General features: G+C 69.1%; 16 protein-coding genes and 1 pseudogene. All 17 read left to right on the top strand.

All coding sequences use genetic code 11. The annotated features are described in order from the left end of the window. Positions 1 to 9: 9 nt before the first annotated feature. Positions 10 to 796: pseudogene (locus G4X40_RS09995) on the top strand (lysophospholipid acyltransferase family protein). A 10-nt stretch (positions 797 to 806) separates the two neighbouring features. Beyond that, entirely contained in the window at positions 807 to 1,568 is a 762-nt protein-coding gene (locus G4X40_RS09990; protein ID WP_277832099.1) for a lysophospholipid acyltransferase family protein, read from the top strand. Between the two features lie 4 nt (positions 1,569 to 1,572). Continuing rightward, positions 1,573 to 2,388, top strand: coding sequence for an HAD family hydrolase (locus tag G4X40_RS09985; protein ID WP_277832097.1), 816 nt, complete (start codon positions 1,573 to 1,575; stop codon positions 2,386 to 2,388). Positions 2,389 to 2,764: 376 nt separating this feature from the next. Then, a complete protein-coding gene (locus G4X40_RS09980) occupies positions 2,765 to 4,600 on the top strand; it encodes a SpoIID/LytB domain-containing protein (protein ID WP_277832096.1) in 1,836 nt (611 codons plus the stop codon). A 344-nt stretch (positions 4,601 to 4,944) separates the two neighbouring features. Then, positions 4,945 to 6,123: an acyl-CoA dehydrogenase family protein gene (locus G4X40_RS09975; protein WP_277832094.1), complete on the top strand. Its 1,179-nt coding sequence runs from the start codon at positions 4,945 to 4,947 to the stop codon at positions 6,121 to 6,123. Between the two features lie 109 nt (positions 6,124 to 6,232). Continuing rightward, positions 6,233 to 7,450 (top strand): UDP-galactopyranose mutase, encoded by a 1,218-nt coding sequence (glf, locus tag G4X40_RS09970; protein ID WP_277832092.1) that lies wholly within the window; start codon positions 6,233 to 6,235, stop codon positions 7,448 to 7,450. A gap of 98 nt (positions 7,451 to 7,548) precedes the next feature. After that, the gene (locus G4X40_RS09965) at positions 7,549 to 9,438 is read left to right on the top strand and encodes a glycosyltransferase (RefSeq protein ID WP_277832404.1); all 1,890 of its coding nucleotides are present in this window, start codon (positions 7,549 to 7,551) and stop codon (positions 9,436 to 9,438) included. Between the two features lie 100 nt (positions 9,439 to 9,538). Beyond that, a complete protein-coding gene (locus tag G4X40_RS09960; protein ID WP_277832403.1) occupies positions 9,539 to 10,087 on the top strand; it encodes a phosphatase PAP2 family protein in 549 nt (182 codons plus the stop codon). Positions 10,088 to 10,221: 134 nt separating this feature from the next. After that, positions 10,222 to 11,094, top strand: coding sequence for a decaprenyl-phosphate phosphoribosyltransferase (locus tag G4X40_RS09955; RefSeq protein WP_277832402.1), 873 nt, complete (start codon positions 10,222 to 10,224; stop codon positions 11,092 to 11,094). A 46-nt stretch (positions 11,095 to 11,140) separates the two neighbouring features. Continuing rightward, complete coding sequence (gene zomB / locus G4X40_RS09950) at positions 11,141 to 13,045, top strand: flagellar motor control protein ZomB (protein WP_277832090.1); 1,905 nt, start codon at positions 11,141 to 11,143, stop codon at positions 13,043 to 13,045. Positions 13,046 to 13,360: 315 nt separating this feature from the next. Then, positions 13,361 to 14,353, top strand: a complete 993-nt coding sequence (locus tag G4X40_RS09945) for an alpha/beta hydrolase (RefSeq protein WP_277832088.1) — start codon at positions 13,361 to 13,363, stop codon at positions 14,351 to 14,353. A gap of 157 nt (positions 14,354 to 14,510) precedes the next feature. After that, on the top strand, positions 14,511 to 15,668 hold the full coding sequence (locus G4X40_RS09940) for an alpha/beta hydrolase (RefSeq protein WP_408642163.1): 1,158 nt from the start codon (positions 14,511 to 14,513) through the stop codon (positions 15,666 to 15,668). A gap of 339 nt (positions 15,669 to 16,007) precedes the next feature. Further along, positions 16,008 to 17,867: an alpha/beta hydrolase-fold protein gene (locus G4X40_RS09935; protein ID WP_277832086.1), complete on the top strand. Its 1,860-nt coding sequence runs from the start codon at positions 16,008 to 16,010 to the stop codon at positions 17,865 to 17,867. Between the two features lie 150 nt (positions 17,868 to 18,017). Continuing rightward, entirely contained in the window at positions 18,018 to 18,593 is a 576-nt protein-coding gene (locus G4X40_RS09930) for a DUF732 domain-containing protein (protein WP_277832085.1), read from the top strand. A 79-nt stretch (positions 18,594 to 18,672) separates the two neighbouring features. Next, positions 18,673 to 19,653 (top strand): cutinase family protein, encoded by a 981-nt coding sequence (locus G4X40_RS09925; protein ID WP_277832084.1) that lies wholly within the window; start codon positions 18,673 to 18,675, stop codon positions 19,651 to 19,653. A gap of 144 nt (positions 19,654 to 19,797) precedes the next feature. Beyond that, on the top strand, positions 19,798 to 20,820 hold the full coding sequence (locus tag G4X40_RS09920) for an LLM class F420-dependent oxidoreductase (protein ID WP_277832083.1): 1,023 nt from the start codon (positions 19,798 to 19,800) through the stop codon (positions 20,818 to 20,820). A 235-nt stretch (positions 20,821 to 21,055) separates the two neighbouring features. After that, positions 21,056 to 22,954: a long-chain-fatty-acid--AMP ligase FadD32 gene (gene fadD32, locus G4X40_RS09915; RefSeq protein ID WP_277832081.1), complete on the top strand. Its 1,899-nt coding sequence runs from the start codon at positions 21,056 to 21,058 to the stop codon at positions 22,952 to 22,954. Positions 22,955 to 22,993 lie beyond the last annotated feature (39 nt).

The raw sequence follows: 22,993 nt of genomic DNA, 5'->3' as shown, positions 1-22,993 counted from the left end.
TCGTCGGCCATGGAACCCGTCTACCGCGCCGTCGAGGTGATCGGTCACGCGATCTTCCGGTTTCAGGGCCTGCGGTTCACGATGACCGGGGTCGAGCGGATCCCGCGCGCCGGCGGCGCCGTCGTCGCCGTCAACCACACCGCCTACGTCGACCCGCTCTACGCCGGCTTCGCCGTGCGCAAGGCACGGCGCTGGCTGTGGTTCATGGCCAAGGTGGAACTGTTCGAGCATCCGGTCACCGGGCCGATCATGCGCGGCGCCAAGCAGATCCCGGTGGACCGCTTCCACGGGGGCGACGCGTTGCCGGCGACCGTCCGGGCACTGCGGTCGGGCGAACTCGTCGGGGGTGTACCCGGAGGCGACGATCAGCCGCAGCTTCGAGCTCAAGGAGTTCAAGACCGGTGCGGCCCGGCTGGCGCTCGAGGCGCATGTGCCGATCGTGCCGGTCGTGGTGTGGGGCGCGCAGCGGATCTGGACGAAGTGCCGGCCCCGCCACCTCGGCCGCACCAGGACGCCGATCCACGTCGCGGTCGGGGAGCCGCTCGAACCGGTCGGCGAGCCGCACGAGCTGACCGCCCGGCTCAAGGAGCAGATGAGCGAGCTGTTGCTGCGCGTGCAGGACGGGTACGGACCGCACCCCGCCGGCGCGGACTGGGTGCCGAACCGCCTGGGCGGCGCCGCGCCGACCCTGCAGCAGGCCGACGCGATGGACGCCGAGTACCTCGAGGCCAGGCGGGCGGCCCGCGACGGCAGCGCGGCACCCCGAGAACGCGAACACCGGAGGGGTTCGCATTAGGCTCGGTCGCGTGGAACCTGTCTACGCATCGGTCATCCGGACGGCCAAGGTGCTCTTCGCCCTCGAGGGGCTGAAGTTCATCCGCACGGGCTCGGAGAACATCCCGCCGACCGGAGGTGCGGTGATCGCGATCAACCACACCGGATACATGGACTTCACCTATGCCGGATACGCGGCCTACGACGTCGGCCGGTACATCCGCTTCATGGCGAAGAAGGAGGTCTTCGACGACAAGGTCGCCGGACCCCTCATGCGCGCCATGAAACACATCCCCGTCGACCGCGCCGCCGGGGCAGACTCGTATCGGGCGGCCGTCGACGATCTGCGGGGCGGCGAACTGGTCGGCGTGTTCCCCGAGGCCACGATCAGCCGCAGCTTCGAGCTCAAGGCCTTCAAGTCGGGCGCGGCCCGGATGGCGCTCGAGGCGCAGGTGCCGATCCTCCCGGTGACCATCTGGGGTTCGCAGCGCGTGTGGACCAAGGGCTTCCCGAAGCGACTCGGCCGCACCAACACCCCGATCTTCGTGCGCACCGGCGCACCGATCGAGGCAGTCGGCACGCCCGAGGAGATCACCGCTCGCCTGCACGAACGGATGGAGCGCCAGCTGCGCGAGGTGCAGGACGCGTACGGATCGCACCCCGCGGGCGAGTTCTGGGTGCCCGCGCGACTCGGCGGCGGCGCGCCGACGCTCGAGGAGGCCGACCGGATGGACGCCGAGGAGGCGGCCGCGAAGGCAGCGGCCCGCGCGGCCCGCAAGAGCGGGGAGCGCTAGTCCCGTGCGGGTTCCCCGGCTGGTGGCCAGCGACGTCGACGGGACCCTGATCGACGACGAGGACCAGATCAGCGCCCGCACCCGCAAGGTGGTGTCGGCACTGGTCGGCGAGGGCGTGCCGTTCGTGCTCGCGACCGGCCGGCCGCCGCGGTGGATCGGCATGGTCGCCGAGCAGCTCGGACACGCGCCGGTCGCGGTGTGCGCGAACGGTGCGGTGCTCTACGACAGCGCCACCGACCGGGTGATCAGCGCGCGGACACTCGACGCCGACACGCTCGCGTGGCTGGGCGAGTTGACCCGGCGGATCCTGCCCGGCAGCGGGCTCGCCGCGGAACGGATCGGCAGCAGTGCCCACGACGCCGTCAACCCGTCGTTCGTGACCGCCCCGGGCTACGAGCATGCCTGGCTCAATCCCGAGAACGTCGAGGTCGACGAGTACGAGGTGCTCGCGCAACCGGCGATCAAGATGCTGGTCCGCCTGCCCGGCGCGAGCAGTGCGGCCATGCATGCGGCGCTCGCCCCGCACATCGGCGGCCGGGCGGACATCACGTACTCCACCGACAGCGGGCTGATCGAACTGGCGGCCCCCGGCATCACCAAGGCGAGCGGGCTGGCCGCGGTCGCCGCGCGCCACGGGGTCGTGCCGGAGGACGTCGTCGCGTTCGGTGACATGCCCAACGACGTGCCGATGCTCGGGTGGGCGGGACGCGGCGTGGCGATGGCCAATGCGCATCCGGCCACCATCGCGGCGGCGGACGAGGTGACGGCGACGAACACCGCGGACGGGGTGGCCCGGGTGCTCGAACGCTGGTGGGGATGAGTCCTCCCGACTGAGTCCTCCCGACCGGGTCCGCTGCCGTCCGATCCCGGTGATCGCTGCAGCCGGCGCAGGTCTCGATCCGATTGCGGCAACTCGACCCGCCGCGCCGCGCACATCTGTTCGGATCCGCAGGCACGCACGCGCGGCGACCGGCGGGTTTTCCGGACCGGACCTCGGGCACCCCGCACGCGCACCGCGCGAACTACACACATGTCATTTCGTGATCCGTTCGTGACTATCGCGGCAGGTGTTGCAGATACCCCCTGCTGTGACAACACTGGTCACGTTCGCAACATGTGTCACACAAGTCACAGAGTGTCGTGTGACCGCGTGGTGGCGGCGAAGTGTCTGATCGTCGGGGACGAGGAGACCGCGTATGCGCAGGAACGTGCCAGGACTGACCATCGAGCGTGGCCCGACCGGCAACCGCCGGCGTCGCCGCGCGACGGCCCTGCGGGCCTGCGGCCTCGGGCTGGCGCCGGTGCTGCTGGTGGCCGGCGGCGTCGGCATGTGGTCGAACCGGGGCGACTCGGCGCCGATCACCGACGTCGTCGCCTCGAGCACGGTGCTGACGCTGAACGGTCACGGCCACGGCCACGGGCGCGGGATGGGCCAGTGGGGCGCGTACGGCTACGCGACCAAGCAGGGCTGGACCGCCGAGCAGATCGTGTCGCACTTCTACGGCGGCACGACACTGGGGTCGATCGGGCCGCAGGACATCACTGTCCGGCTGATGGGACAGGACGGCAAACCACTGGTCGTCGAGTCTGCGTCGCCGATGAACGTCGCCGGCCGGTCGGTGCCGCCGGGGCAGGCGGTGCACCTGACGCCGCTGCCGGGCGGCAGCGCGAACGTCACGGTCACCACGGGATGCGCCGGTGCGCCGGTCTGGGACAGCGTCACGACCAACCCATGGGTCGACCCGGTGAACCCGGGGACCGACCGCCCCGCGAACGAGGCGCTCAAGCTGTGCGGCAGCGGCACCGCGTATCGCGGCTCGCTCGGGGTCGCGCTGGACGGACAGTCGCCGCGCACGATCAACAAGGTGAACATGGAGGACTACCTGCGCAGTGTGGTCCCGTCGGAGTCGATGGCGGCCTGGGCGGACACCGGCGGCCTGCAGGCGCTGCGGGCGCAGGCGATCGCCGCGCGGTCGTACGCGTGGGCCGAGAACCGCTACCCGTACGCGAAGACCTGCGACACGCAGGCCTGCCAGATGTACACGGGGGAGGCGCACGAGGACAAGCGCACCGATCCCGCGGTCGCGTCGACGGCGGGTCTGGTCCTGATGAAGGACGGCAAGGCCGTCGCGGCCGAGTTCTCCTCGTCGACGGGTGGCTGGACGGCGGGCGGCGCGTTTCCGGCGGTGGCCGATGCGGGGGACGTGGTCTCGCCCACGCACAACTGGACCGACACCGTCACCGCCGGCCAGGTCGCGCAGGCGTTCAACGTCGGCGAGCTCAAGTCGTTCACGGTGACCAAGACCAACGGCCTCGGCGAGGACGGCGGCCGCGTGCTCGCGGTCAAGGTCGTCGGCACGACCGGCACCGTCGACGCGTCCGGTGACGATGCCCGCACCAAGCTCAAGCTCAAGTCGGACTGGTTCGAGGTCGCCGGCCAACCCGGCCCGCCGCCGTCGGCGACGATGCCGAACCTGCCGGGTCCGACGACGCCGGACACCCCGCCGCCCGCCGACGGCACCGACCCGATCGGGGCGATCGTCAACGCCGTCCTGGGCGCCATCACCGGCGCGAAGGTCGACACCGCGCCGACCTCGGGCACCGGGACGAACCCGAACGGCACGGCCCAGGCGGGCACCGTGCCGACGGCCACTGGCCAGACCGCGGGCGCCGATCCGCTGGCGCTCGGCGGCGACCCGAACAGCACCAACGCCACCATCGAGCAGAAGTACCAGCAGCTCGGCGGCGCGAACGGGGTGCTGGGCAAGGCCCTCGGCCCGACCATGACACTGCCGGACAAAGCCGGCAAGCTGCAGGGCTACACCAACGGCACCATCTACTGGGACGCGAAGACCGGAGCGCACGCCGTCAGCGGTGACGTGCTGCGCAGCTGGCTGTCCGCGGGGGCCGAGGCGGGCAAGCTGGGGTACCCGACCAGCGACCCGATCGCCCGGGGCAACACGGTCGTGCAGCAGTTCCAGCACGGGACGCTGACGCTCGACAAGGCCACCGGGAAGGTGACGCAGGGCTGACGGAACCGGCCGGGGGTCCGAAAGCGCACCCCTGAGGAACGTCCCGGCGGGGCGGGTACGGCGCAAAGCCGTACCCGCCCCGCTGTTTCTGGAATGTATTTCAGTGTGACGGAAAGTGTGTTCCGCCACAGACGCCGCCCCGCGGGACCGGCCGAGACAATGCCGCCGATCTGCTCCATCGACAGATAACCGCAGCTAAATATGGCCTTATGGGCTGGACTGCGGATGCGCGCGGACGGTGTGGATCAGGCATCCGGGATCTCGCCGGATCCACCCTTGTGCAACAACTAGAATTTATTCTAGTGTCATCGCAGGTTGAATCTCCGACGGAAACGAGGGGTCTCATGGGGCAGGTACTGGACCGGATCGAGCAGTTCGCGGACGAGATCCGCGCCGACGGCGCCGAGGGCGACAGGCTGATGCGCCTGACCGACCGCAGTGCCAAGCGGCTGCGCGAGGCCGGCGCGATCCGCATGCTGCAGCCGAAGAGTCATGGTGGGCTCGAGGTGCACCCGCGCGAGTTCGCCGAGACGGCCATGGCGATCGGCGCGATGGACGGCGCCACGGGCTGGGTCACCGGCATCGTCGGCGTGCACCCGTGGGAGTTGGCGTTCTTCGACGAGAAAGCGCAGGACGAGGTGTGGGGCGAGGACCCGGACACCTGGATGGCCTCGCCGTACGCGCCGATGGGCGTCGCCCGCCCCGTCGACGGCGGCTACATCCTCAACGGCCGCTGGTCGTTCTCGTCGGGCACCGACCACTGCCGATGGGTGATGATCGGCGCCGCGGTCGGCGACCAGGACGGCAAGCGGCTGATGCCGCCCGAAGTGCTGCACGTGCTGCTGCCGCGTAGCGACTACGAGATCGACCAGGACAGCTGGGACGTGGTCGGCCTGCGCGGCACCGGGTCGAAGGACCTGATCGTCAGGGACGCGTTCATCCCGACGTACCGGACCATCAGCGCCGATTCGGTGACCGACGGCCGCGCGTGGCGGGACGCCGGCCGTACCGAGACGCTCTACAAGTTCCCGTTCTCGTGCATCTTCCCGCTGGGCATCAGCTCCTCGCTGATCGGCATCGCCGAGGGTGCGCTGGCCTGCTACATCAACGCGCAGAAGGAGCGGGTGGCGGTCACCGGCGTCCCGATCAAGAACGATCCGTACGTCATGTACGAGATGGGCGCGGCCGCCGCGGAGATCAACGCCTCGCGTGTCTCGATCCTCGAGACCGTCGACCGGTTCTGGGACAAGACGGAGAAGGGACAGGAGATCACCTTCGAGGAGCGGGCCGTCGGCCGGCGCACCCAGACCGCGGCGGCGTGGCGTGCGGTGAGCGCGGTCGACGAGATCTTCGCCCGCTCGGGTGGCGGCGCGATGCACCTGAAGTTCCCGATGCAGCGGTTCTGGCGCGACGCGCACGTCGGCCTGACCCACGCGATCCACGTGCCGGGCTCGATCTACCACGCCTCCGCGCTGACCCAGCTCGGCGGCGAGCCGCAGGGCGGGATGCGCTCGATGATCTGACGGGCCGGTGGCCTTCGCCGTCATGTCGGGCCCCGACGCCGGGGCTTGCCCGAGTGTGGTCCGCAGCACTCAGGCAAGCTCCAGCGGGCGTCGGATACCCTGGTTGCCCGTGACCGCTGTTACTTCCGATTCCACCGCTTCCGGGCAGTACGACCTGATCATCGTCGGTTCAGGCTTCTTCGGACTGACCATCGCCGAGCGTGCGGCCACCCAGCTGGGCAAGCGCGTGCTCGTGGTCGAACGCCGCCACCACCTCGGCGGCAACGCCTACTCGGAGCCCGAGGAGACGACCGGGATCGAGATCCACAAGTACGGGGCCCACCTGTTCCACACCTCGAACCAGCGGGTCTGGGACTACGTCAACCAGTTCACCGAGTTCACCGGCTACCAGCACCGCGTCTTCGCGATGCACAAGGGGCAGTCGTACCAGTTCCCGCTCGGGTTGGGCCTGGTGTCGCAGTTCTTCGGCAGGTACTTCACCCCCGACGAGGCGCGCGCGCTGATCGCCGAGCAGGCCGCCGAGTTCGACGTCAAGGACGCCGCCAACCTCGAAGAGAAGGGGATCGCGCTGATCGGCCGCCCCCTGTACGAGGCGTTCGTGCGCGACTACACCGCCAAGCAGTGGCAGACGGACCCGAAGAACCTCCCCGCCGGCAACATCACCCGACTGCCGGTGCGCTACACCTTCGACAACCGCTACTTCAACGACACCTACGAGGGCCTGCCGGTCGACGGCTACACCGCGTGGCTCGAGAACATGGCGCGCGACGAGAAGATCGAGATCCGGCTGAACACGGACTGGTTCGACGTGCGCGACGAGGTCCGCGCCGCCAGCCCCGGCGCCCCGGTCGTGTACACCGGTCCGCTGGACCGCTACTTCGACTACGCCGAAGGTGAACTCGGTTGGCGCACCCTCGATTTCGAGACCGAGGTGCTGGACACCGGAGACTTCCAGGGCACCCCGGTGATGAACTACAACGACGCGGACGTTGCCTACACCCGCATCCACGAGTTCCGGCACTTCCACCCCGAGCGGGAGTACCCGGCCGACAAGACGGTGATCATGCGGGAGTTCTCGCGCTTCGCCGAGTCCGGTGACGAGCCTTACTACCCGATCAACACCCCCGAGGACCGGGCGAAGCTCGAGGCCTACCGCGGATTGGCCAAAAAAGAGGCCGAGTGCTCTGCCGTGCTTTTCGGGGGCCGCCTGGGCACCTACCAGTACCTCGACATGCACATGGCCATCGCGAGCGCGCTGACCATGTTCGACAACACGCTGCGCCCGCACTACGAGTCGGGTGCCGCGCTGACCGGAGGCCAGGAGTGACGGCAGTGGAGGAGACCGGGGCCGTGGCCGCCGAGGCCGGGACAGTGGAGGCCGGGGCCGCCGACGCGGCGGCTGCCGCGTCAGGCGCCGAGCAGCCGCTGCTCGGCAAGGCGCTGCTGCAGCGGGTGATCCTGCCGCGGCCGGGCGAACCGCTGGACGTGCGCACCCTCTACCTGGAGGAGTCGGCGACCAACCCGCGGCGCGCCCACGCTCCGACCCGGACCTCGCTGGCCATCGGCGCCGAGTCCGAGGTGTCGTTCGCGACCTACTTCAACGCGTTCCCGGCGAGCTACTGGCGCCGCCACACCGTGCTGACCTCGGTGGTCCTGCGGGTGGAACTGCTCGGCCACGGCCGGGTCGACGTCTACCGCTCCAAGGCCGACGGCAGCCGCATCCACGTCGAGGGCACCGAGGTGCCCGTGCGCGACTTGCGGGGTTCCGCCCCCGCACCGCACGCACAGGTCGAGTTCGAGGTCGATCTCGGCCCGTTCGAGGACGGCGGCTGGATCTGGTTCGACATCACCACCGACACCGAGGTCGAACTCGTCCGCGCCGGCTGGTACGCGCCGGTCGAGGCGCCCGGCGAGGGCCGGGTCGCGGTCGGCATCCCCACGTTCAACCGCCCCACCGACGCAGTCAAGGCGCTGACAGCGCTGGCCTCCGACCCGCTGGTCCTGGACGTCATCGACGCGGTGATCATGCCCGACCAGGGCACCCGCAAGGTCCGCGACGAACCGGGCTTCACCGAGGCCGCTGCGGCGCTCGGCGACCGGCTCGCCATCCATGACCAGCCGAACCTCGGCGGCTCCGGTGGGTACAGCCGCATCATGTACGAGGCGCTGGAGACGACCACCAGCCCCTATGTGCTGTACATGGACGACGACATCGAGATCGAGCCCGACTCGGTGCTGCGCGCGCTGGCGATGTCCCGGTTCGCCAAGACCCCGATGCTCGTCGGCGGCCAGATGCTCAACCTCCAGGAGCGCAGCCACCTGCACTCGATGGGCGAGGTGATCGACCGGGCCGCGGTGATGTGGACCGGCGCGCCGAACACCGAGTACGACCACGACTTCTCGAAGTACCCGCTCAGCGACCGGGACAACTCGAAGGGCCTGCACCGCCGCATCGACGTGGACGGCAACGGCTGGTGGATGTGCATGATCCCGCGCGTGTGCGCGGAGCAGATCGGCCTGCCGATGCCGCTGTTCATCAAGTGGGACGACTGGGAGTTCGCGCTGCGCGCCCGCGCCGCGGGCTTCCCGACAGCGACCGTGCCGGGCATCGCGATCTGGCACATGGCGTGGTCCGACAAGGACGACGCCATCGACTGGCAGGCGTACTTCCACCTGCGCAACCGGTTGGTCGTGGCCTCGCTGCACTTCCCGGACAGCATTCGCGGACTGGTGCTCAGCAGCGCCAAGGCGACCGTGAAACACCTGCTGTGCCTTGAATACTCGACCGTGGCGATCCAGAACAAGGCCATCGAGGACTTCCTCGCCGGGCCGGACCACGTGGCGGGCCAGCTGGCGACCGCGCTCGGCGAGGTGCACGCCATCCGCCGCGAGTACCCGGACGCGGTGGTCGTCGGCTCGGCGACCGAGCTGCCGTCGGCCTCGGGCGCAGACGTCGGTGCCGTCGGCGAGCCGGCCAATCCGCTGGCGAAGGTCGCGCGGCTGGCCAAGGGACTGGTGCACAGCGCGCGGTCCGCGGATCCGGCCCACCACGAGCGCCCGCAGCTGAACGTGCCGACGCTCGACGCACGGTGGTTCCTGCTCTCCCAGGTCGACGGCGTCACCGTGACCACGGCCGACGGCCGCGGGGTCGTCTACCGTAAGCGGGATCCTCGTCAGGCCCGGGCCCTGCTCGCCCGCGCCACCCAGTTGCGCCGCGAACTGCTGCGCCGCTTCCCCGAGGTCGCCGAGCAGTACCGTGCGGCCGCTCCGGAACTGACCAGCAGGGAAAGGTGGGCCCGTGTCTTCGGCAAGTGAGCCTTCGGCAAGTGACGCGGTTTCGGCCGGCGAGCCGGGATTCTCGACGGACCCGCGCCTCGCGGCGGATGAGGTACCCGCCTCGGTGTCGACCGATCTGATGGTGCTGGCGACCGTCCAGGCGACGCTCGCCGGACGTCCGGGAGTGATCCCCGCCGCGCGGGGCCTGTCGCACTTCGGCGAGCACGCGCTCGGCTGGATGGCCGTGTCGGGGCTCGGCGCGGCGCTCGATCGCAAGCGGCGCAAGGAGTGGCTCGGCGTCGGGGTCGGTGCCGTCGGCGCCCACGCCGCCTCGATCGTGATCAAGCGGATCGTCCGCCGGCCCCGCCCGGACAGTCCGGCCGTGCAGGTCAACGTGTCCACGCCGAGCAAGCTGAGCTTCCCGTCCTCGCACGCGACATCGACGACCGCCGCAGCGATCCTGCTGGGCCGGCTGACCGGGCTGCCGGTGCCGCTGGCCGTGGTCCCGCCGATGCTGATCTCACGCCTGGTCCTGGGCGTGCACTACCCGACCGACGTGCTGGCGGGGGCCGCCCTGGGCGCTGTCTCGGCGGCAGTCGTCACCGGGGCGCAGCGCCGATTGCCGCGGCTGCGCACGGCCGGCGCCGGCGTGCCGCTTAGGGTGTCCGGGGTAGAAGGAGACAAATGAGCGAGCAGAGCACCTCCGCGCAGGCCCCCGCCGATACGTCAGAGGGTGCCACCGGGCACCTTCCCGGCTTGTTGCCCGAGGTCGAACCGACTGACGCCGCGGCCGAGAAGGCGGCGCGCAAAGTCCCCAAGACGATGGTCGGCGGGCTGGTCAAGGCGCTCCGCCCGCGGCAGTGGGTCAAGAACGTGCTGGTGCTCGCGGCCCCGGCCGCGGCCGGTTCGGTCTTCCACTGGAACGTGCTGGGGCCCGTCGCGTTGGCGTTCGCCGTCTTCTGCATGGCGGCGTCGTCGATCTACCTGATCAACGATGCCCGTGACGTCGAGGCAGACCGCGCACACCCGATCAAGCGCTACCGACCGATCGCGGCCGGTGTGCTGCCGGTGACGGTGGCCTACGCGGCCGCGGCGATCCTGATCATCGCCGCGATCGGTCTGTCGTTCCTGGCGAACTACGAGCTCGCCGTGGTCACGGCGGTGTACATCGCGGTGCAGCTGGCCTACTGCTTCGGCCTCAAGCACCAGGCGGTGCTGGACATCTGCATCGTGTCGTCGGGATTCCTGTTGCGCGCCATGGCCGGTGGTGTCGCCGCGGGCCTCGCGCTGTCGCAGTGGTTCCTGCTGGTGATGGCGTTCGGGTCGCTGTTCATGGCGGCGGGCAAGCGCTACGCCGAACTGCAGTTGGCCGAGCGGACCGGCGCGAAGATCCGCAAGTCCCTCGAGGGCTACACCACCACCTACCTGCGTTTCGTGTGGACGCTCTCGGCCACCGCGGTGGTGCTCTGTTACGGGCTGTGGGCCTTCGATCAGGACAAGCTGCACGGCGGTGTGTGGTTCGCGGTCTCGATGGTGCCGTTCGTGATCGCCATCCTGCGTTATGCGGTCGATGTCGACGGGGGCGTCGCCGGCGAGCCCGAGGAGATCGCCCTGAGCGACCGGGTCCTGCAACTGATGGCAGTCGCCTGGATTGGAGTCGTGGGTGTCGCTGTCTACGTCATCCCGCACGTCTGACGCCACGGAGGGAGAACAAGCCGTCCAGGAGACGGCCGGTCCCTGGATGCGGCGGCTGCCCGGCACCATCTGCGCCGCGGGGATCCTGCTCGTCTCCGGAATGTTCTTCTACGGTGCCTGGGAGCGCCGGTGGATCGCCGACGACGGGCTCATCGTGCTGCGCACCGTCCGGAACCTGCTGGCCGGCAACGGTCCGGTGTTCAACAAGGGCGAGCGTGTCGAGACCAACACCAGCGCGGCCTGGACCTATGTGATCTGGTTTTTCAGCTGGATCTCGCAGGCACGGCTGGAATATGTGGCGCTCACCGTGGCGCTGACCGGCAGCATCCTGGCGGTGGTGCTCGCGATGCTCGGCGCGCGACGGCTGTACCGCTCCCGGACCGCCGCGGACGCGGTGCGCGGGGGCGTCCGGGGTGGCATGACCGTGCTGCTGCCCGCCGGCATCCTCGTCTACATCGCGCTGCCGCCGGCCCGCGATTTCGCGACCTCCGGCCTGGAATCCGGTCTGATCATCTTCTGGATCGGCCTGGTCTGGTGGATGCTGATCCGCTGGGCGACCACCGAACGTCCCGGCGCGGCGTCGGTGCTCACGTTGTGCTTCGTCGCCGGCCTGTGCTGGCTCGTCCGCCCGGAGACGGTCATCGTCGGCGCGCTGGTGCTGCTGATGCTGTTCTGCAGCCGGCAGACCTGGAAGATGCGGGTCGCGATGGTCGCGGTCGGGGGAGCGGTCCCGATCGGCTACCAGATCTGGCGGATGGGCTACTACGCGCTGCCCTACCCGAACACCGCGGTCGCCAAGGAGGCCAGCGGCGCCAAGTGGCACCAGGGCTTCATCTACCTGTTCAACCTGGTCTCGCCGTACTGGATGTGGTTGCCGCTGGCGCTGCTGCTGGTGGGCGTGCTGCTGGCCCGCCCCTGGCGCTGTACCGCGCGTTGGCCGGGCTCGCCGGCGCGGCGCGGACCGGTCGGCCCGCGCGCCGAGCAGATCTCCCGGGTGGCCCGGCTGCAGGCGTGGCTGCACACGCCCGCCGCGGTGGTCACCGTGATGCTGGCGGCGGCGTGCGTCTGGCTCGTGTACGTGCTGCGTGTCGGCGGCGACTTCATGCACGGCCGGGTGCTGCTGCCGGTCGTCTTCCTGTTCATCCTGCCGGTGGCGATGGTGCCGCTGCGGATCCCCTCGCGCGAGCAGTGGCGTGAGCGCGGACCGGTGCTGGCCTTCGCGTCGTCGTCGGTGCTGTTGCTGGGCGTGGGAATCTGGTCGATCTTCGTCGCCAATGCGCCGGGTCAGCCGGATCCGGGGACGATCACCCGCGACGGCATCGTCGACGAGCGGCAGTTCTACGTCATCAACAGCGGTCATGCCCACCCGCTGACGGCGCAGGACTATCTGGACTATCCGCGCATGCGGGCGATGGTCTCGACGATCAACTCGACGCCCGACGGCGGACTGCTGCTGGACAACGGCACCCTGAACAGTTGGGCGGTCGTGCCGCCGTGGGGTCCGATCGAGCCCGGCGGCGACGGGCATACGGTGTACTTCCTGAACCTGGGTATGACCAGCATGAACGTCGGACTCGACGTGCGGGTCATCGACCAGGAGGGTCTCGCCTACCCGCTGGCCGCGCACACACCGCGGATGGAGCACGGCCGGATCGGTCACGACAAGGACCTGCCTCCAGACTGGGTGGTCGCGGACCTGGGACTGGCCGACGTGCATCCCTGGCTGCCGCCCTACATGGACGAGAACTGGGTGCAGAACGCCGAGGTCGCACTGACGTGCCCGGACACGCAGGACCTCTTGGCCTCGTACCGGTCGAAGCTGACGCTGCGGCGGTTCGTCCACAACGTCACGCACGCGTTCGAGTACGCCAAGTACCGCATCGATCCGGTGCCGGCCTACGAGATTCAGCGTTGTCATCTGACCCCGCCGGTCCCGCGTCATCCCGCGTGACATGTCTCTCGGTCGCAGCGGGAAATTCGTCCAGGTCAACGTGCCACTGTTACCATTTCGTGATCAATTGACCGATGCGGCCGCAGGGGGTCTCGGGTGTGAACCGGGGTAACAGACGGCGGTTTCGGGCCGATGGACCTGACGGCGAGAACGGTATCCGTCGGCGCTTCCGGGGGGCGATCAAAAGCCTTGCGGTTTGCAAATGCTGCGCCGGTGTGAATAAGTTGAGGCGTCGCGTCGGAGCGGCGCCTGCGGCGGGTTGACACCCGCCGGGACCGGAAACCGATGCGGTGAACGGAAAGAGGAAGTTGATCGATGCGAGAAGGTAACGCACGTTCGTTCGGGAAATGGCGCCGCAGGGCGCTCGGACTCGGGGCGGCGCTCATCTCCCTGATGACCTTCCTGGGGCTCGTCGGTGCGGGCACCGCAAGTGCCTGGTCGCCGACGCACGGCCGGCTCGAGACCCCCTGTGTGTGGTCGGCGGCGATGAACCGATGCATCAGGGTGCAGATCCAGTTCGCCGCGCACGGCGGCAACAAGTACCTGATGATGCTCGACGGGCTCCGCGCGCGCGACGACTTCAACGGCTGGGACATCGAGACCAACGCGTTCCAGCAGTTCTCGAACGACAACATCAACATCGTGATGCCGGTCGGCGGCCAGTCGAGCTTCTACACCGACTGGTACGCCCCCAGTAACTTCAACGGTCAGACCTACACCTACAAGTGGGAGACGTTCCTGACTCAGGAACTGCCGAACTATCTGGCCGGCCGGGGAATGTCGCGCACCGGCAACGGGGTCGTCGGCCTCTCGATGGGCGGTAGCGCAGCGCTGGACCTCGCCGCGCACCATCGCAACCAGTTCAACTTCGCCGGATCGTTCTCCGGCTACCTGAACATCTCGGCGCCGGGCATGCCCGAGGCGATCCGCGTCGCGATGCTCGACGCCGGCGGTTACAACGTCGACAGCATGTGGGGGCCGCCGTGGGATCCGGCATGGCTGCGTAACGACCCGTTCGTCTTCGCGCCGCAATTGCGCGGGCTCTCGCTGTACATCTCCGCCGCCAGCGGCCTGCCGACGCCGGGACGGGACAACCCGCAGACGCTGCTCGACTACTACAACACCGCCAACGGCATGGGCCTCGAAGCGCTGTCGCTGGTCAACACCCGGGCCTTCCAGGTCCGACTGGCGGCGCTGCGCATCCCCGCGACCTTCGACTTCCCGGCTACCGGCATCCACGCCTGGGACAACTGGGAGGCGCAGCTCTGGAAGGCGCGGCCGCAGATCCTGTCCGCCCTCGGGGCGTAGCGGGGGCCACTGACGTGAGCAACAGGTTGACCGACTACGCTGTCGCGCCGGAGACCGGTTGTTGCCGTTTTGAGCTTGTCACTCGGTGTTACGAGAGTGCACAGTGTGACGGAAGTGGTGTTGTGCGTCGTTCTGTCGGGGAGCATGGAGTGATCCGATGCTCGAGCTGACGTCCGACCCGATCAACCAGTACAGCCCAGTTCGACGAACCGAGGAGTCAACGCAGATGCGGAAGAGCCCGAATCGCCATGACCTGGCCTTACCTGTGAGAGGGAAGCGGCGGCGCACGTCGGCCGCCCGGCGCGTCGTCGTCGGGTCGATGATGGCGTTCGCCTTGACGCTGACCTCTGCCATCACGGGTGGCGCGGTCGCCAACGCCTGGTCGCCGACGCACGGCACGCTCCAGACCGTGTTCTGCAACTCCTCCGCGGGGATGGCGCCGGTCAAGCTCGAGATCCAGCGTGCGGCCCGCGGTGGTAGCAAGTACCTGCTGCTGCTGGACGGCCTGCGGGCGACGAACGATGTCAGCGGCTGGGACAAGGAGACGAACGCCTTCCAGCAGTTCCAGAACGACAACATCAACGTCGTCATGCCGGTCGGCGGCGCGGCGACGTTCTACAGCGACTGGGTCGGTCCGATCGGCTCGGGTCTGGGCACCATGGGCAGCTCCGGCAGCTCGGGCTCGGTCGGCGAGGCAGCGGGCAGCAGCACCAACACCGGCTACAAGCCGATGTGGGAGACCTTCCTGACCAAGGACATGCCCAACTGCCTGGCCGGAATGGGAATGTCGCGCACCGGCAACGCCATCGCCGGCCTGTCGATGGGCGGCAGCGCGGCGCTGACGCTGGCCAACTACCACCGCGACCAGTTCAACTTCGCCGGCTCGTTCTCCGGCTACCTGAACAACTCCGCGCCGGGCATGCGTCAGGGCATCCGGCTGGCGCTGCTCAGCCAGCCCCCGGGCTACAACGTCGACAACATGTGGGGACCGCCGTGGAGCGATCTCTGGCTGCGCAACGACCCGTTCGTGTTCGCACCGCAGCTGCGTGGGCTGTCGCTGTACATCTCCGCAGCAGACGGCATCCCGGGCCCGGACACCAGCATTCACAGCGGTCTCGACGTGTACAACACCGTGAACGCGATGGGGCTCGAGGCCATGGCGCTGGCGAACACCCGCAGCTTCCAGGCACGCCTGTGGAGCCTGGGAATCCCGGCCACCTTCGACTTCCCCGCGACCGGTGTGCACAACTGGGGCAACTGGCAGGCGGAGCTGTGGAAGGCCCGCCCGCAGATCCTCGCGGCGGTCGGCGCCTGAGCGCACCGACCGGCCGCTGAGGCCGCGAACATCCCCTACCGAGGGGCACTCGTCATCGAGTGCCCCTCGGTGGCGTCTGCGGCCGGAATCCGAGCGCGGCACTCTAGTCGATGCGGTGACGGTTCCCTACCGATTCACGTGCCGTTCGGCGTGTGCGAGCAGGGTTCGTGCGCGTGCGCCCTTATGGTGTCCAGTGATCAACACCCCTCGGGGGTCGAATCGACCCCTGGGGATCTACACGGCGGGCCGCCCTCCGCCTTGTTCATGCTGAAACGAGGACATGCCTTGACACGCACACAGATTTCAGGCAGCGGACGGTCGGGACCGTGGCGGCGCCGCATGCTCGGTCTGTGCGCCGCGGCAGCGGTGCTGCCGCTCACGGTGGGTCTCGCGAGCGTGTCGACGGCGCAGGCCCAGCCGCTCACGCGGGCGGAGACGGTCGCGCACGCCCAGCCGATGCGCACTGCGGACACCGTCCTGCCCGGCGTCAAGGTTGACAAGGTCGACTGGCTGACCGCGCACCGGGTGGCCCTGTGGGTCTACTCGCCCGCGATGGGCACCGACGTGCAGGTGCAGATCCTGCTGGCCCGGGACTGGTACGCCAACCCGAACCAGACCTTCCCCCAGCTCCTCACGCTCGACGGCCTGCGTGCGACCGACGACCAGAGCGGTTGGACGATCAACACCGACATCGTCAACTTCTTCGCGGACAAGAACGTCAACGTGGTGCTGCCGGTCGGCGGGCAGTCGAGCTTCTACACCGACTGGCTCAAGCCGGACAACGGCCACAACTACCAGTGGGAGACGTTCCTGACCAAGGAACTCCCGCCGATCCTGCACAGCGACTGGCGCACCAGCGATGTGGCCGGCCTGGCCGGCCTATCCATGGGTGGCACCGCGGCGATGATGCTCGCCGAGCGGCACCCGGACATGTTCAAGTTCGTGGCCTCCTACTCGGGCATCCTCAACACGACCTCGCTGGGCATGCCGCAGGCGATCCAGGTCGCGATGCTCGACGCGGGCGGATTCCACTCCGAGAACATGTGGGGACTGCCGTCGAACCCGGCCTGGGCGGACCACGATCCGATGCTGCACGCGGACAAGCTCAAGGGGATGAGCATCTACATCTCCAGCGGTAACGGCGTCGCCGGACCGTACGACCAGGTCGGCAACATCCCCGGCATCTCCACCAACTTCGCCGGCATGGGACTGGAGATCCTGTCCCGGCTGACGTCGCAGAACTTCGCGCAGAAGCTCAACAAGCTCGGCATCTCGGCGAACGTCATCTACCGGCCGTCCGGCACCCACTCGTGGCCGTACTGGCAGTTCGAGATGCACCAGTCCTGGCCGCAGGTGGCACAGGCGTTGAACGTCGAGCCCGTCAAGCCGCCGTGCTCGGCGACCGGGGCGATCGGCGGCTTCGCGGCGGGCGCGCAGTGGCTCGGTCCCTGCACCACCGCGGAGTACGCGGTGCCGGGCGGCCGTGCGCAGGACTTCCTGAACGGGCAGGTGTTCTGGTCGCAGGCCACCGGGGCGCAGTCCCTCGGCGGCGCGATCGGCGGCGAGTACCAGAACATGGGCGGCTCGGGCGGCAAGCTCGGCTTCCCGAAGACCGTCGAACTCGGCACGCCGGACCGGCGCGGACGGTTCAACCTGTTCCAGAACGGCTCGATCTACTGGACCATCCCGACCGGCGCGCACGCGGTGTACGGCGACATCCTGACCGAGTGGGGCCGTCAGGGCTTCGAACGCGGGCCGCTCGGTTACCCGACGCAAGACCAGATCAAGACGCCGAACAAGACCGGCCAGGTCCAGGCCTTCCAGATCGGCGCCATCTACTCGAGCCCGGGCAACGGCACCCACTCGGTGCAGGGCGAGATCATGAAGAAGTACGGAACGCTCGGGTACGAGGACAGCTACCTGGGTTTCCCGAAGACCAACGAGCTGGGCACCCCGAACGGACAGGCCCGCTACAACGGCTTCGAGAACGGCAACATCTACTGGAGTGCGGCCACCGGAGCCTGGGCGATCAGGTTCGGCCCGATCTGGGACGCCTGGCAGCAGAGCGGCTTCGAGGCCGGCAAGTTGGGCCTGCCCGTCGGCGACCAGACCGACATCCCCGCCGGCGGCGTCACCCAGAATTTCCAGCACGGGACCGTCACGGTCACGGACGGCAAGACCGCCGTCACCTATCACTGAGTACGGAACAGATCGGGCGGGTGACCGGACCTGCGGGTGGGTCGCGCCGAGGCGCACGTCTCGGCGCGACCCACCCGTTGTCGGTACCCTGGCCCTGCAGGTCGGCCCGACGGCCCGCCGGCACACAACGGAAGTCGAGGATTGTTTTTGATGATGCGTAATGCGGTGACCCGAGGGATCGTGGCCACGGCGGTCGTGGCGTCCGGGATCGGGCTGCTCGCCGGCTGCGGTAGCAACGACTCGACGGCCAGCGGCAAGCCGAGCGTGAGCGCCGCGGCCAAGCCCACGGCCACCGCCGCCGCACCGCAGCAGGGCGGTTCCACCGCGCCCGGCGGGTCGCACGGTGACGCGGGCGCCGCAGCACCGGCGCCGACCATCGACCCGGACCCGACCGGTGTCGCCGCGACCGCACCGCCGGAGACCCCCGAGGCTTTGCCGCAGGGTTTCCCGGGGCCGACGCAGCCGCCGCGCAGCCCCAAGGACCAGGCCTTCCTCGACCAGTTGGACAAGGCCGGGGTCAAGGTCGGCAACACCGGTGACATCGCGTTGACGACGGCGAACTACATCTGCTCAGCGCTGCAGGCGAAGGTGCCGACCGACCAGGTAACCACGACGGTCACCGCGATCACCTCCTCGCAGTCCCAGCTGACGGGGAGCAAGCTCAAGCCGGCCGACTCGGCGGCGATCTACATCAAGGTGGCCAAGGAAGACTTCTGTAATTCGTGAGTGACGCGCGCCGCCGGCCGGTGTGGTCGGGCGCCGGCCGGTCGGCGCGAACCGCGGAAGGGTGAGGAGTACCCGGTCCATGTGGGCTGATCGCAAGTCGAAGAAGAAGTCCCGCAAGGGCGGGTGGCTGCTCGCTGCGCTCGTGGTCGTCGTCGTGGTGATAGCGGGCGGTGTCGCGGTGTTCAACATCTTCCGTCCCCCGGGTCCGGTACCGCCGCCGATCCCGGGCCCGCCGCAGCCGACGCCGTCGACCCAGCCGGCCAGTTGCCCGGACGTGCAGGTCGTCGCCGTGCCCGGCACGTGGGAGAGCTCGCCCACCGACGATCCGCACAACCCGACATTCAATCCGAATGCGTTGCTGCTCAATGTGACCCGACCGCTGCAGAACGAGTTCGCGAGTTCCCGCGCGGACGTCGTGACCGTGCCGTATGCCGCGCAGTTCGCGCACTTCGGCGCGCCGCCGCAGGAGACCTACGACCAGAGTCGCGCGCAGGGCACGCAGGCCACCGAGGACATGATCGCCTCGATGGCCAAGGGCTGCCCGCTGACCCACTACGTGCTCATGGGCTTCTCGCAGGGCGCCGTGATCGCCGGTGACGTGGCCGCCAAGATCGGCGCGGGGCAGGGGCCGGTCGCGGCCGACCGGGTGCTCGGCGTGGGTCTGGTGGCCGACGGGCGTCGCGAGATGTCCGATGCCGCCGTCAACCTCGGCATCCAGTCCGGCGTCGGCGCCGAGGTGGTCCTGCGCGGACTGCACGACGTGCCCGGCGTGCCCGGCGCCACCATGACCGGGCCTCGCCCCGGCGGTCTCGGGTCGCTGACCTCGAAGACCGTGCAGATCTGCGCCCCGGGCGACCTGATCTGCGCCGCACCGCCGAACAGTTTCACGCTGTTCGGCGCGCCGGGGGCGCTCGTGCAACTCGCCGCCGCTTCGCAGAACCCGGTGCACGCGAAGTACAACTCGTTCGTGGTCGACAGCGAGGGACAGACCGCGACGAAGTACCTGACCGGGTGGGCGTCCGGCCTGGTCAACGGTGCGCCGACGCCGGCGCACGGCTGAATATCGGGTGCTCACAGGTAGTTCGTCTGCACATCTCATCGAAGGCACAGCTGTGGGACGGCACAATTGCTCGGCTGGGGATTCGTCGTGGACACGGCGAGCCGATAGAGTTTGCGCGTTCGCCCACCACTGAGGAGTTAGTCGATGTCCACTGCCGATCCCAAGGCAGCAGCAGGAACAGCCCCTGCCGGCCAGGCACTGCGCAAGTTCCGATTTGCGGCCGGAGGTGAGGGCAACGCCGAGGAGGGCGGCGCGCGCCGTTTCATCAAGCTCGCGCAGCAGGCTGAGGCGCTCGGCTACGACAGCTTCATGATCCCGGACCACCTGGGCAACCAGGTCGGTCCGATCGCTGCGCTCGGAGCCCTGGCGGTCGCCACCGACAAGATCCGGCTCGGCACCGCGGTGCTGGCGAACGGTTTCCGTCACCCGGCGGTGCTGGCCAAGGACGCGGCGACCATCGACGTGCTCTCCGGCGGTCGCCTCGAGCTCGGCATCGGTGCGGGCTGGATGAAGGAAGAGTTCGACAAGGGCGGGATCGAGTACGAGCGTCCCGGTGTACGGATCGCCAAGCTCGACGAGGCCCTGACCATCCTGGACACGCTGCTGCGCGGTCAGGAGTGCAACTTCGAGGGCAAGTACTACACGATCCGCGGGCTCAAGGGCAGCCCCCGGCCCCGGCAGGGTCCGCGGCCGAAGCTGGCGGTGGGCGGCGGCGGGCCGAAGATGCTGGCACTGGCCGCCAAGCACGCCGACATCATCTCGGTGGCCACCTCGACCACCAAGGACGGCAGGCTGCTGCTGTCCGACATGACGCTGGAGAAGACGGTCGAGCGGGTCGAGCGCATCCGGGAGGCTGCCGGCGACCGTTTCGACGACATCGAGCTGAACTGGACCATCACGACCGTGGTGCCCACCGACGACCGCGAGGCGATGGCCGAGATGGCCCTCGCCGCGCTCGACAACGGCTACCCGCCGAACGTCGAGGTCGACGTCAAGCTGTCGGTGGAGGACATCCTGAACTCCCCGTACATCGCCTTCGGCACCTACGAGGAAATCGCCGACCAGATCCGTCGGGTGCGTGAGCGCACCACGATGTCCTACGTGGGGATCTTCCCGACCCAGCAGGAGGCGTTCGCGCCGGTCATCCAGCTGCTCAAGGGCGAATGACGCTTGCGGTTCGACCTCGCATACCAGGCGGTTTCGCAGGACACTGAGGTCACGGCGTGCTTCGCCCGCCGGAGACCGATCTGTAACATGTTTCTGGTTTGCCGTGAGTAGAGGCGTTCCGCGAGCGAGGTGTGAGCCTGACCACGTGGTGCCGGATACCCACCGGCGAGACATCGGAGACGGTGGCTCGCGGCGGGGCCGGTGCGGATTTACTTTGGCTTCGACAGGAGTGGGTATGGACGAGAACTTCAATGACTATCTGGACGAAAACGGCCAGATTGCGCTGAAGGACGGCTTGACGTTGGTCGACCACGTCGAGGCGCACACGCGCCAGAACGCCGATGAACTCGCATACCGCTACATCGATTACTCGGTCGCCCGCGACGGCGAGGCGCAGGAGCTGACCTGGGAGCAGTTCGGCATCCGGATCCGCGCGGTCGCCGCGCGGCTGCAGCAGGTCACCGAGCAGGGCGACCGCGTCGCGATCCTCGCGCCGCAGGGCCTCGACTACGTGATCTCGTTCTTCGCCGCCATGCACGCGGGCACCATCGCGGTCCCGCTGTTCGACCCGGACGAGCCCGGCCACACCGACCGGCTGCACGCGGTGCTCGGCGACTGCGAGCCCGCCGCGATCCTGACCGCCACCTCCTCGGCCGCCGGCGTGCGCCAGTTGTTCCGCGCGTTGCCTGCCGCGCAGCGCCCCCGCATCATCGCCGTCGACGCCATCCCCGACTCGGTCGGCGAGACCTGGGTCAACCCGAAGGCCGATCTGGACGCGATCGCGTACCTGCAGTACACGTCGGGTTCCACCCGCGTCCCCGCCGGCGTGGAGATCACCCACCGCGCGGTGGGCACCAACGCGCTGCAGATGGCGTTCGGCATCGGGCTGGACACCGGTTCGCGCGGTGTGACCTGGCTGCCGCTGTTCCACGACATGGGCCTGCTGACGGTCATCCTCCCGGCGCTGGGCGGCAAGTACATCACGATCATGTCGCCGCGGGCCTTCGTGGCGCGTCCGTACCGGTGGATCAAGGAACTCGCGGCCGTCAGCGACGGCGCCGGCACCTTCGCGGCGGCCCCGAACTTCGCGTTCGAGCACGCGGCCGCCCGCGGCCTGCCCAAGGCGGGCGAGCACCTGGACCTGAGCAACGTGATCGGGCTGATCAACGGCAGCGAGCCGGTGACCACCTCGTCGATGCGCAAGTTCAACGACGCCTTCGCGCCGTACGGCCTGCCGAAGTCCGCGATCAAGCCTGCCTACGGCATGGCGGAGGCCACACTGTTCGTCTCGGCCACCCCGACCGAGGAAGAGGCGACGATCATCTACGTCGACCGCACCGCGCTCAACGAGGGCCGGATCGTCAAGGTCGACGTGAACGCGACGGACGCCGTGCCTCAGGTCGCCTGTGGCCAGGTGGCCCGCAGCCAGTGGGCGGTCATCGTCGACCCGGACACCGGTGTCGAGTGCGCTGACGACGTCGTCGGCGAGATCTGGCTGCACGGCAACAACCTGGGCCGCGGCTACTGGGGACGCGACGACGAGACCACCGAGACGTTCCACAACAAGCTGGTCACCCGGCTGGTGGAGGGAAGCCACGCCGACGGCGCGCCGGAGGACTCGCACTGGATGCGCACCGGCGACTACGGCGTCTACGACGACGACCGGCTCTACATCACCGGCCGGGTCAAGGACCTGGTGATCGTCGACGGCCGCAACCACTACCCGCAGGACCTCGAGTACTCCGCGCAGGAGGCCTCCAAGGCACTGCGCCCCGGATTCGTCGCCGCCTTCGCGGTGCCGGCGAACCAGCTGCCGGCCGTCGTCTTCGAGGACGGCGGTAACGGATTGACATTCGACAAGGATGACTCTTCGGAGCAGTTGGTCATCGTGGCCGAGCGCGCGCCCGGCGCGGGCAAGGCCGACCAGGGCCCGATCGCGGACACCGTGCGTGCGGCGATCTCGTCGCGCCACGGCGTCACGGCCCGGGATGTCCTGCTGGTTCCGGCGGGTTCGATCCCGCGCACGTCGAGTGGCAAGATCGCCCGGCGCGCGTGCAAGAAGGCCTACATCGAAGGCACCCTTCGAGGCGGGCACACCCAGACCGCGTTCCCTGACAGTCCCACCGAAGAGTGAGCAGGTTGCATGACTGACCCCCAGGTTCCCACGTCGGAG

This window comes from Speluncibacter jeojiensis (assembly GCF_029589495.1).
Classification (GTDB): Bacteria; Actinomycetota; Actinomycetes; order Mycobacteriales; family Mycobacteriaceae; genus Speluncibacter; species Speluncibacter jeojiensis.
The sequence above is the reverse complement of the archived record's forward strand: the minus strand, read 5'-3'. Positions and strand labels throughout refer to the sequence as shown.